This is a genomic window from Blautia sp. An81 (assembly GCF_002161285.1).
Lineage (GTDB): Bacteria > Bacillota > Clostridia > Lachnospirales > Lachnospiraceae > Blautia > Blautia ornithocaccae.
This window is the reverse complement of the sequence record NZ_NFHH01000006.1, coordinates 162,618-174,792: the sequence shown is the minus strand read 5'-3', so window position 1 is coordinate 174,792 and position 12,175 is coordinate 162,618. Positions and strand designations below refer to the sequence as shown.

Sequence of the window (12,175 nt, the reverse complement as noted above, 5' to 3'; positions counted from 1 at the left end):
TACTGCTGTCAGAAGGAGAGATAACCATACCACGGATGTATGAAAGAGTAAATATCAACTGTGCAGGAGTAAACTCTACACCCCATTAAGGGAGTGGAATTTAAAATTTCATTTTAGGTTGAGAGAAAAGAAAAGAGAAAATACTTGCTTAGTATAAAATGCCTATGCTATACTGATTTTACGAAGAACGAAGAAACAGGAGGGCTGTTGTGTAAGACCGGAGGTTTTATGCGGCAGTCCCTTTTCAGGTAACAGGAGAAATGAAATGTTAAAGATCAGAGAGTACGTTAAAGTAAAGGATTTGGAGGAAGCCTATCAGTTAAACCAGAAGCGGTCCGCCTGTGTCCTGGGAGGTATGGTGTGGCTGAAAATGGGCAGCCGGAACGTGGGAACTGCCATAGACCTGTCCGGTCTGGGACTGGATACCATTGAGGAAGATGAGGAGGGATTCCGTATCGGAGCAATGGTAAGCCTGCGGGACCTGGAGACACATAAAGGCCTGGCAGAATATACCCAAGGGGCTATGAAGGAAAGCCTGCGGCATATTGTAGGAGTTCAGTTCCGGAACTGCGCCACAGTGGGAGGAAGTATTTTCGGAAGATTTGGGTTTTCCGACGTTCTTACCATGTTTCTGGCTATGGACTCCTATGTGGAATTATATAAGGGAGGCATCATCCCTCTGGAAGAGTTTGCCCAGATGAAGAGAGACCGGGACATTCTGGTGCGGATCCTGGTAAAGAAAAGACCGGCGGCTATGTCCTATATAAGTCAGAGAAACAGCAGTACAGATTTTCCTGTACTGACCTGCGGGGTTTCTCTTTTTGAAGACGGAGAGGCGAGAGTGGCTTTGGGAGCCTGTCCCTATAAAGCGGTTATTGTAAAAGACGAAAAGGGAATCTTGAAGGACTTCCTGAAGAAAGAGCCTGGAGAACAGAAAGAAGCGGCAGAGGCCTTTGCCGCATACGCCAGAGAGCATGTGCGAACAGGAACGAATATGAGAGCTTCCGCTCAGTACAGAAGCCATCTGGTACAGGTACTGACCAAAAGAGCGCTGATCCAGGCAGGAGGTATGGAAAATGGAAATTAAGTTTTGGCTCAATGGAAAGAAAATCCAGGCAGAAATCCAGGCAGATACCCTTCTTCTGGACCTTCTGCGGGAAAAAGAATGTTACAGTGTTAAGAGAGGCTGTGAGACAGCCAACTGCGGCCTTTGTACAGTCCTCTTGGAGGAAAAGCCTATATTATCCTGCAGTACCCTGGCTGCAAGAGTAGAAGAGAAGCATGTAGTCACCTTAGAGGGGCTTCAGGAAAAGGCGGAAGAATTAGGCAGCTTTCTGGCAGGGGAAGGAGCAGAGCAGTGCGGATTCTGCAACCCTGGATTTATGATGAATATATTTGCTATGGAAAAAGAGCTTACAGACCCTACAGAGGAAGAAATTAATGAGTATCTGGCAGGAAATCTCTGCCGCTGCTCCGGATTCATGGGTCAGACCAGAAGTATCTTAAAATATCTGGAATATAAGAAAACCCAGAGAGAGGGGGAAGGACAATGAAATATGTAAATCAGCCTGTGGTGAAAAAGGATGCTATGGCTCTGGTTACAGGAAAGCCTGTATACACAGATGACATCGCCCCCAAGGACTGCCTTATCGTGAAGGTGCTGAGAAGCCCTTATGCTCATGCTCTTATTGAAGAGATCAAAACAGAGGCGGCCATGAAAGTTCCTGGAATTGAATGTATCCTTACTTATAAAGATGTGCCTCAGCAGCGTTTTACCCTGGCAGGCCAGACCTACCCGGAATTCAGCCCCTATGACCGTCTGATATTGGACCAGAGAGTGCGGTTTGTAGGAGACGGGGCAGCCATTGTAGCGGGAAAGACGGAAGCTGCCGTGGATAAAGCCCTGAAACTTATCAAAGTAAAATATAAGGTTCTTCCTGCAGTATTGGATTTTCATGAGGCAAAGGATAATGAGACGCTGATCCACCCGGAGGATAACTGGGAGGCCAAGATGCCTGTGGGAGCAGATAACAAACGGAATCTCTGCGCTCAGAAGGAAGAAAGTCTGGGAGATGTAGACGCTTTGCTGAAGGAATGTAAATATGTAGTAGACAGGACTTATCATACTAAGGCAAATCAGCAGACCATGATGGAGACTTTCCGGGCCTATACTTATCTGGACTATTTTGGAAGACTGAATGTGGTGGCCTCCACCCAGGTTCCCTTTCATGTCCGGAGAATTTTGGGACGGGCGCTGGGGATCGGAGCATCCAAAGTCCGGGTAATAAAGCCCAGGATCGGCGGAGGATTCGGGGCCAAGCAGACAGCGGTGTGTGAGATGTATCCTGCCATTGTGACTTTAAAGACAGGAAAACCGGCAAAGATCGTTTATTCCAGATATGAGTCTCAGATCTGTTCTTCTCCCCGTCATGAGATGGAGGTACGGGTCCGCCTGGGCGCTGATGAGAAAGGAATCCTGAAAGCCATAGATATCCATACCTTGTCTAATACAGGGGCCTATGGTGAGCATGGACCTACTACCGTAGGGCTTTCCGGACACAAGCCTCTGGGCCTTTACCGGAATACAGAAGCCTACCGGTTCAGCTATGAGGTGGTATATACTAATCAGATGTCTGCAGGAGCTTACCGGGGATATGGAGCCACCCAGGGAATCTTTGCAGTAGAATCTGCAGTAGACGAGCTGGCCCATGAGATGGGCATGGACCCGGTAGCTTTTCGGGAAAGGAACCTGTCAAAAGAAGGGGGACGGTTTATCGGCTACGACGGCAGCCCCTGGGTTACAAGCTGTACTCTGGATAAATGTCTGGCAAGAGCCAAAGAAATGATCGGCTGGGAGGAAAAATACCCCTGCCGTGACATGGGAAACGGCAAAGTCCGGGCAGTAGGATCAGCCATTGCCATGCAGGGATCTTCTATCGCCAAGGTGGATGTAGGAGGAGCTTCCATTAAACTGGGAGAGGATGGCTCCTACACACTGGGCCTGGGAGCTACTGATATGGGAACAGGCTGCGATACCATTTTGGCCCAGATGGCGGCAGACGTTCTGGAAACAGATTTTGACAATATTGTAGTATTTGGAGTGGATACAGATATTTCTCCTTATGACTCCGGCTCTTATGCCTCTGCCACTACTTATGTTACAGGAATGGCTGTGGCAGACGCCTGTGAACAGCTCAGGGAGAAAATTAAGGAACTGGGAGCCGCCATGCTGGAGACAGAGGCAGACCAGGTAGAATTTGACGGAAAATCTGTATATAAGCTGGACGGCCAGGGGGAAGTGTCTCTGGAATCTATTGCCGTAAAAGGAACCAGCGGAAACAACACAAACCTTCAGGCTTCGGCTACCCGTTCTTCCCAGATTTCACCGCCGCCTTTTATGGCAGGAATTGTGGAAATCGAGATTGACAAGGAAACCGGCACCCTGGAAATCCTGGACTATGCAGCAGTGGTGGACTGCGGTACGCCTATAAACCCCAATCTGGCAAGAGTCCAGACAGAGGGTGGTCTGGCCCAGGGAATCGGCATGGCCCTTTATGAAGATATTCAGTATAATGAGAAGGGGCAGATGCGGAATAATTCCTTTATGCAGTATAAGATTCCAACCCGCATGGACTTAAAGAATATCCGGGTAGAATTTATTCCCAGCTATGAAAAGAGCCATCCTTTCGGCGCTAAGTCTATTGGAGAGATGGTGATCAATACCCCTTGTCCGGCCCTGGCAAATGCCGTATATAACGCAGTAGGCGTCCGTATCCGGGAAATGCCTATTACACCGGAAAAGATTGCCATGGCACTGGCCCAAAAGGAAGAGAAAGAGGAGTAACATGAGCCAAGAGACAGCAAGAGAACTGATTGATTTTATAGAGAAAAGCCCTACCAGCTTCCATGCCGTGGCGGCTATGGAAGAGATGCTGGAAGGGGAAGGATTTACAAAGCTGGAAGAGAAAGAACGGTGGCAGCTTGTGCCGGGAGGAAAATACTATACCACCCGGAACGGCTCTGCCCTGATCGCATTTACAGTTCCCAGAAAAGAACTGACTGGATTTCGGATCATTGCCAGCCACAGTGATTCTCCCAGTTTTAAGATCAAAGAGAATCCGGAGATGCTGGTAGAGAACCAGTATGTGAAACTAAATACAGAGGGCTATGGAGGCATGATATGCGCACCCTGGCTGGACCGGCCCCTTTCTGTAGCCGGGCGGATCGCTGTAAAAGACCAGGGAAAGATTGTCACCAGACTGGTAAACATAGACAGGGATCTGGTGATGATCCCTAATCTGGCCATACATATGAACCGGGAAGCCAATAACGGCTATAAATATAATCCCCAGAAGGACCTTCTGCCTCTCTTCGGAGAAGCTTCCGCAAAGGGTAAATTCCAGAAGATCCTGGCAGAGGCTGCCGGGGTGAAGGAAGAAGAAATCCTGGGACACGATCTTTTCCTATATAACAGGCAGAAAGGGACGATCTGGGGAGCAGAAGAAGAGTTTGTTTCCATAGGAAGACTGGACGACCTCCAGTGTGCCTTTGCCTCTCTGAAGGGCTTCCTGGCAGGGGCAAAAGAAAACTACGGAGCGGTTCACTGTGTTATGGACAATGAAGAGGTGGGAAGCGGCACGAAACAGGGGGCAGCCTCAACCTTCCTCTATGATGTGCTGCTCCGGATACAGAAAGGTCTGGGAGGAGACTATGAGGACTACCTCCGGTGCGTAGCCGACAGCTTTATGATCTCTGCAGATAACGCTCACGCAGTCCACCCTAACTATACAGAGAAGGCGGACCCGGTGAACCGCCCTTATCTCAATAAAGGCATTGTGATCAAACACAGCGCAAATCAGAAATACTGTACCGATGGATTTTCCGCCGCTGTGTTTAAAGATATCTGCCGCCAGGCGGGAGTTCCTTTCCAGACTTTTACAAACCGGTCAGATATGCCAGGAGGCTCTACTCTGGGGAACATTTCCATGGCCCAGGTATCTGTGAATGCAGTGGATGTGGGGCTGCCTCAGCTTGCCATGCATTCCCCCTATGAGACTGCAGGGGTAAAGGACACAGATTACTTTATAAAGGCAGCCACTGTATTTTTTGAATAATTGTAAATTATCAGATGCGCTTTCTTCCGTGATAGGGAAGAAGGTGCATTTTTTCGCCTTTTACATGAAAGCCAAAGCCCAGATTGGCGCCGGAGTCTGTGGTGCAGCCGCAGTCTTCTTCTTCCAGAAGAACATATCCAGCCTCTTTCAGTGAAGAGTGGAAATACTCCAGGTCAAAATTTTTACAGTAAGCTTCCGGGTACTGACTGAGAAGCTGTTTCATGGATTTTGGAGCCCGCTCAAAATAGAAATAGGTGCCGATAAGATCAGCCCCTGGTGCCAGGTAAGGGATAAGTTCTTTATATAAGAAAGTATCATGATAAAAATTATGTTCGTTCACAGCAAAGAAATCCAGATGGATATCTATGGATCCAGGTTTCAAAGGAAAACAGGTGCTGCTGTCTGCCAGATACAGGATTTCCAGATCCGGCGTCTGCTTTTCAATCAGTCTTTTATACATAAGAAGAGTTTCCGGATATTTGTCAATGATAATATAACGGCTGTTTTTAGGGAGATATTCCAGATGATTGTGGATGAAAAACCAGGCGTTTATATAAGTCTCACAGATAACTTTTCCCTGGAGACCCGTTTCCTCCATATTTTTCAGCATGTGATTGTAGGAACGCTGAAACAGGCTGATCAGGTCCGGAGGAAGGTCTTTGTACAGTTCTCTGGTAAGGTCCGGGGTGTCCTGGAGATTCTGATTTTTATTGGGAGTCATCAGGATACCGTGGCGGATTTGGGCCTGATAGCCGCAGGAACAGGAGAGATTTCCTTTGGAAATACAGCGGTGGTTCATTTCCACATCTGTCATGGAAAGCTCTTTACCGCAGCAGGGGCAGCACAGCAGAGAGAGCATGGAAAGGGGGACCCCTGTTTTGGCTTCAGGAGAAGCAGCCGGAATTTCCAGTTCCTGTATTTTTTTCTCCAGTTTTTCTATAACCGTTTTTTTATGCTGGATTTCCTGAAGGCAGAGGTGGCGCTTATTAATGTACATCTCTTTCAGCTCCATAAGGTCCTGAGGGTCTGCAAAGCCGGAAACCCGTTTCAGAGACAGGAGAATATGGATTTCACGGAGAGAAAAATCCAGGTCTTTCAATTCCAGTATCCATTCCAGATCTTTACAGGTAGCTTCGTCAAAGACATACTGCCCTTTGGGCCTGGGGGGAACCAGAAGTCCATAATGTATATAATAGTAGAGATTGTCTATAGATATATGATAAAGTTCCGATACTTTGCCGATACGCATGGGACAGCCTTCCTCTCTTTTTCATTTCTGATATGGTACCATAAACACGGAGTATACTCAAGGTTTGAGAGAGAAAAGGGAAAAAAACAAGATTGACACAGACCAGACTTCATATTTTATAATGGCGCCATAGATGAGAAATTCAGGCCATGGAGCCAGGGAGGTTTAGATTATGAAAGTATTAAAAGCAGCCAGAGTGCGTACAGAGGAAGACAAGAAGAAACTTACCCAGACTGTGGGAGATATGATAGAAGATGTGAAGAAAAGAAAGGATGAGGCCCTCAGAGAGTACAGCCAGAGGTTTGACGGCAGCACCAGAAAATCTTTTCTGGTTACCCGGGAAGAAATCCAGGAAGCTTATGAACAGCTTACAGCCCAGGAGATCGAAGATCTGAAAAAAGCTGCAGAACATATCAGGGCCTTTGCTAATGCCCAGAGAGAGACCATAAAGCCTCTGGAAAATTTCAGCCCTGCTCCGGGGATCTTTCTGGGACACCGGATCCTGCCGGTGAAGTCCTGCTGCTGTTATGTTCCGGGAGGAAATTATCCCCTTTATTCTACAGCTCTTATGCTGGTGATCCCAGCGAAAGCAGCAGGAGTGGAACGGGTGACGGCCTGCTCTCCGGTTATGAAAGGAACGGATAAAATAAATCCTAAGACTCTGGCGGCTATGGATATTGCAGGTGCAGATGAAATCTACGCTGTGGGAGGAGCCCAGGCCATTGCTGCTTTTTCCTATGGAACAGAAGAAATTCCGGCGGTGGATATGATCGTAGGCCCTGGAAACCAGTATGTGACCGAGGCAAAAAGACAGTGCTACGGCCAGGTGGGAATTGATTTTGTGGCCGGTCCCAGTGAAGTGCTGGTTATTGCAGATGGCAGCGGCACACCTGAGATCGTGGCGGCGGACCTTCTGGCCCAGTCTGAACATGACCCTAATGCAAAAGGTATGCTGATCACCACAGACGAAAGGTTTGGCCAGGCGGTGATCCAGGCAGTGGAGAAAGAACTTTCCTGGCTGTCTACAGCATCGATTGCACAAAAATCCTGGGAGACCTACGGTGAAGTGGTTCTGACGGAGAATCTGGAAGAAGCAGTAGAAATCACTAACAGCTATGCTCCGGAACACCTGGAGCTAAATGTAAGAGAACCAGAGATCCTGAAAGAAAAGCTTTATAATTATGGCTCTTTGTTTATTGGAGAAAATACTGCAGAGGTCTTTGGAGATTATGCCTCCGGGACCAACCACACTCTTCCAACACTTAGAGCTGCAAGATACACAGGCGGTGTGTGGGTTGGAACTTTTCTGAAAACCTGCACCCACCAGAGCATGACACCGGAGGCAATGAGAGAGCTGGCGCCGCTGGTAGAGAGGATGGCAAAAGGAGAAGGATTAATGGGACATGCCCGGGCTGCAGAAGTGAGAAAAAACGGCAGCTTATCATAAAAATGGAAATGGACCTTGAAAAACCTGGTAAAGTATGTTAGTATATCTTAAAAGTGTAATAAATATTACAAAAATATTACAAAATACTGCTAGAACTTGTTAACAGATTTTACTAGGGAGAGGTATTTAGGACTATGAAGAAAAGATTAATATGCCTGTCACTGATTTTTGCTATGACAGCAACTCAGATTGTTCCTGTTGCAGCTGCCAGAAAGGATGAAGTACAGGCCCAGAAATCAGCAACTCAGAGTAAACTTTCCGATGCACAGGCAAGAGTAAACGAACTCCAGAGCCAGAAGAGCGCCCTGATGAACCAGATCAGCTCTACCCAGCAGGAATTGGTCAGCGTTATGACTCAGGTAAACATGCTGAATGAAAGCATCCAGGAAAAAGAGGCTGACATACAGGCGACACAGGCAGAGCTGGAAACAGCACAGGCAGAACGCGACAAGCAATATGAGGATATGAAAAAACGTATCCAGTACCTCTATGAGAACGGAAATACTTCTTGGGCACAGGCCCTTTTAGAGTCCAACAGCATCGCAGATATGTTGTCTAAGATGGAGACAAGCCAGAAAGTATATGACTATGATAGAGAAGCCCTTCAGAAGCTGAAAGATGCTGTACAGTCTGTACAGGATCTGGAGGAACAGCTGGAGACTGAGAAGGCAGAATTAGAAAGCAGCAAACAGGAACAGGAAGGCATTCAGCAGTCACTGGAATCCCAGATGTCCAGTCTGAAAGCATCTGCTTCTGATTATGATGCACAGATTGCTTCAGCTCAGGCTCAGGCACAGCAGTACCAGCAGCTCATTGAAGAGCAGAATGCTGAGCTCCAGCAGATTCAGGAAGAAGAGGAAGCAGCAGCAAAAGCTGCAGCTCAGGCTTCTGAACAGAAGAAAAATACAGAGAATACAGCCCAGACCTCTAATGGACAGAGCACACAGACAGAAGCTGCTGAAGATACAGAGGAAGAAACTTCTGAGACACAGCAGGAAACAGCAGCAGATACAGACAGCACACAGCAGGAAACATCTGCAGACAACACTCAGCAGGAGACAGCTGCAGATACAGAACAGAAGCAAGAAACAGACACGACAGTGGAAGATGCTACAGAGGAGGATTCTTCAGCAGATGGCGGTACAACTGCTGATAACGGAGCATCTGATAACAGTGCTGCCGATACAGAAGACTCTCAGACAACAGAGACTGTTGAAGAGGATACACAGGAAGAGGCTTCACAGCCTGCAGACACAACGCCTTCCGCTCCGGCAGAAGATAATTCTGCAGCACAGGAAGATCAGTCTCAGGCATCGGCTTCAGAGGATACAACTGAGGATGTATCTTATAACAGCAGTGTAGGAGAGGCTATTGTGGCATATGCCAAACAGTTTATCGGAAATCCATATGTATATGGAGGAAACAGTCTGACAAATGGTATTGACTGTTCTGGATTCACCCAGCAGATTTATGCACACTTTGGTTATTCTCTTCCGAGAACCAGCTACGATCAGGCTTATGTAGGTACTGAGGTATCTTGGTCAGAATCCAAAGCCGGTGATTTGATCGTTTATCCTGGACATGTGGCAATCCTCACAGGAGACGGCGGAATCGTACATGCATCCAACAGCGCTCCTTATCCAAAGGGCGGAATCAAATATACATCTAACGCTCTGTATACTTCTTACATTACGATCAGACGTATTGCAGAGTAAAAAAGTACAGAAAAACTCATAGAAGAATATAAAACGGAGAACCACAGATAAAACCTGATAAAAGGATGTTATCTGTGGTTTTCTGGTTGGAGAAATATTTTGGTAACATATTATAAAAATAGCATTTTTTATTACCTGAAAATTTCATTTTGTAACAGAAATTTAAAAAACACGACTTCAGGACTTGAAATACAGAAGAATATATGGTAGTATATACAGGAAGTGAAAAAAGTATTGCGGAATTATTACAAAAATATAACAAACAGATTTTTTATACATAATGGAGAGGTATTGAGTAATGAAAAAAAGATTATTATGTCTGGCTCTTGTTTTTACTATGGCAGCCACACAGGCGGTACCTGTAGCAGCTTCCAGCAGAAAGCAGGAAATTCAGGCACAGAAATCCGAAACTCAGAGTAAACTTTCAGCGGCTGAGAGTCAGGTAAGCAGCCTTGAAAGCAAAAAGAACGAATTAATGGGACAGATCAATTCCACACAGCAGGAACTGGTTACAATTATGACACAGATTGATATGCTGAAGGAAGAGATTACAGATAAAGAGGCTGACATCAAGGAGACTCAGGAAGACTTAAAAGAAGCTGAGGCAGACCGTGATGAACAGTACGAAAGCATGAAGAAGAGAATTCAGTATCTGTACGAGAACGGCGGAACAGATTCCTGGGCACAGATTCTTCTTGAATCTGAGAGTATTACCGATATGCTCTCCAAGATTGAGAATAACGGTAAGATGTATGATTATGACAGAGAAGCTCTGGAAAAGATGAAAGCCGTTGTTCAGCAGGTACAGGATCTTGAGAACCAGCTGATGACAGAGAAGGCAGAACTGGAAGACAGCAAGAAAGAGCAGGAAGACAAGCAGGATACTCTGGAAACAAAAATGGCAAACCTGAAAGCTTCTGCCAGCGATTACGAGAGCCAGATTGCTACAGTAAAGGCACAGGCTCAGGAATATAAGAACCTGATCGAACAGCAGAATGCAGAACTGCAGCAGATCCAGAAGGAAGAGGAAGCCGCAGCCAAGGCAGCAGAGGAAGCAAGAAAGCAGGCAGCAGCTCAGGCCGCACAGACCAGCAGTTCAAACAATAATTCCAGCAGCTCAGGAAATGCAAGCAGCGGATCTACTACAGGAGCAACTGGAAATACAGGAAATTCTTCTGTAAGCAGCAGCGGAGGAAGCACAGCTTCATCAGGAAGCTCTTCAGAGAGTTCATCAGAGAGCACAGATACAAGTTCTGACAGCAATGTTTCCTATGACAGTGCCACAGGAGCAGCAGTTGTTGCTTATGCAAGCCAGTTTATTGGAAATCCATATGTATATGGAGGAAACAGCCTGACAAACGGTATTGACTGTTCTGGATTTACACAGCAGGTATTTGCACACTTTGGTTATAGCCTGCCTCGTACCAGCGATGCACAGGCATACTCTGGTGTAGGTGTAAGCTGGGAGGATCATCAGGCCGGTGATATCATCGTATATTCCGGACATGTGGCAATCCTGACAGGAGACGGCGGAATTGTACATGCTTCCAATAGTGCTCCATATCCACAGGGCGGAATCAAATATACATCTAACGCTCTGTACAGATCCTATATAGCTATCAGAAGAATTGTTCAGTAGAAGATATATGAATATATAAAGAATCCTGGATTACCAGGATTCTTTTTTATTCTATAGGAAAGTCCTCCGGACTGTCCTATAGAATAAAAAGCCCTCCGGGCGGGATGCGAAATGTCCAGCACCTCAGGCTTGGGAATTCTTGAAATCCTCTGAAATTGGTACTATAATTATTTATATTGATAATTTTATAACAGAGAGAAAGATATATGAAGAAACAAGTTTTTTACAGAACCTTTTTCTATATACTGGGTTTGCTGATCCTGGCTATGGGATTGACTTTGAATACAAAAGCGGGACTGGGAGTTTCTCCTATTATTTCCGTATCTTACAGCATTTCTACAATTTTCCATATTAATTTTGGCAACATAACTATGATACTTTACTGCATTTTTGTTGTAGCAGAGATTATTCTCCACAGTGTCAAAGGAAGAAGACAGATGAAGCGAGGAGAGAAAGCTCTGGCCAATGCAGAAAGAATAGACAGAAAATTGATCTTATTTATGGACATTCTGCAGATTCCTCTCAGCCTTATTTTTACGAGATTTTTGAATATATTCGGCTCCATATTGCCGGAATTTTCCTCGAACGCCGAAAATAGCGGACAAATCGTCATCCGGTTTCTGGTGCTGCTCCTGGCCATTATCTTTACAGGTATTGGAGCTGCCCTGTCACTGGATATGAGGCTGGTTCCAAATCCCGGAGACGGTATTGTTCAGGCTATTGCAGATATAATACATAAGAATGTAGGATATACTAAAAATTGTTTTGATCTCTTTAATATTACAATTACGATTGTTCTGGGACTCAGCCTCCGGGGACAACTGATAGGCGTGGGAATTGGTACGGTTTTGGCAGTTATCGGAGTAGGCAGGATCATTGCTCTGTTCAATCATTTGGCTCAGGAAAAGATGGAAAGACTTTCAGGAATAGAGTATTGAGAGGGCCTTTAAGAAGCTTTGAGGCTATAATGGAGACTTGTACTTGAGCATGAAAGAAAAATGTGATATGTTG

At 46.0% G+C, this 12,175-nt stretch carries 9 protein-coding genes; 8 read left to right on the top strand and 1 reads right to left on the bottom strand.

The annotated features are described in order from the left end of the window. Nucleotides 1-265 precede the first annotated feature (265 nt). From B5G33_RS07790 to B5G33_RS07775, 4 genes are read left to right on the top strand one after another with little or no spacing between them, the layout of a single operon-like run. A complete protein-coding gene (locus B5G33_RS07790) occupies nucleotides 266-1,087 on the top strand; it encodes an FAD binding domain-containing protein (protein ID WP_087274468.1) in 822 nt (273 codons plus the stop codon). Continuing rightward, a complete protein-coding gene (locus tag B5G33_RS07785) occupies nucleotides 1,077-1,553 on the top strand; it encodes a (2Fe-2S)-binding protein (RefSeq protein ID WP_087417223.1) in 477 nt (158 codons plus the stop codon). The genes B5G33_RS07790 and B5G33_RS07785 overlap by 11 nt, the downstream gene beginning before the upstream one ends. Next, nucleotides 1,550-3,844, top strand: a complete 2,295-nt coding sequence (locus B5G33_RS07780; RefSeq protein WP_087417222.1) for a xanthine dehydrogenase family protein molybdopterin-binding subunit — start codon at nucleotides 1,550-1,552, stop codon at nucleotides 3,842-3,844. The genes B5G33_RS07785 and B5G33_RS07780 overlap by 4 nt, the downstream gene beginning before the upstream one ends. 1 nt (nucleotide 3,845) lies before the next feature. Beyond that, nucleotides 3,846-5,114: a M18 family aminopeptidase gene (locus tag B5G33_RS07775; protein WP_087274474.1), complete on the top strand. Its 1,269-nt coding sequence runs from the start codon at nucleotides 3,846-3,848 to the stop codon at nucleotides 5,112-5,114. Between the two features lie 10 nt (nucleotides 5,115-5,124). On the opposite strand, the gene B5G33_RS07770 is transcribed toward B5G33_RS07775, so the two are convergent. Then, nucleotides 5,125-6,363: a MerR family transcriptional regulator gene (locus B5G33_RS07770; RefSeq protein ID WP_087274476.1), complete on the bottom strand. Its 1,239-nt coding sequence runs from the start codon at nucleotides 6,361-6,363 to the stop codon at nucleotides 5,125-5,127. A 172-nt stretch (nucleotides 6,364-6,535) separates the two neighbouring features. Here B5G33_RS07770 and hisD point away from each other — a divergent pair, with 172 nt between their 5' ends. The 4 genes from hisD (at nucleotide 6,536) to B5G33_RS07750 (ending at nucleotide 12,102) form a co-directional block, all read left to right on the top strand. Next, on the top strand, nucleotides 6,536-7,810 hold the full coding sequence (hisD, locus tag B5G33_RS07765; RefSeq protein ID WP_087274478.1) for a histidinol dehydrogenase: 1,275 nt from the start codon (nucleotides 6,536-6,538) through the stop codon (nucleotides 7,808-7,810). Nucleotides 7,811-7,944: 134 nt separating this feature from the next. Next, the gene (locus B5G33_RS07760; RefSeq protein WP_087274480.1) at nucleotides 7,945-9,525 is read left to right on the top strand and encodes a C40 family peptidase; all 1,581 of its coding nucleotides are present in this window, start codon (nucleotides 7,945-7,947) and stop codon (nucleotides 9,523-9,525) included. Between the two features lie 298 nt (nucleotides 9,526-9,823). Then, complete coding sequence (locus tag B5G33_RS07755; RefSeq protein ID WP_087274482.1) at nucleotides 9,824-11,164, top strand: C40 family peptidase; 1,341 nt, start codon at nucleotides 9,824-9,826, stop codon at nucleotides 11,162-11,164. Nucleotides 11,165-11,370: 206 nt separating this feature from the next. Next, nucleotides 11,371-12,102, top strand: coding sequence for a YczE/YyaS/YitT family protein (locus B5G33_RS07750; protein WP_087417221.1), 732 nt, complete (start codon nucleotides 11,371-11,373; stop codon nucleotides 12,100-12,102). The last annotated feature ends 73 nt before the right edge of the window (nucleotides 12,103-12,175 follow it).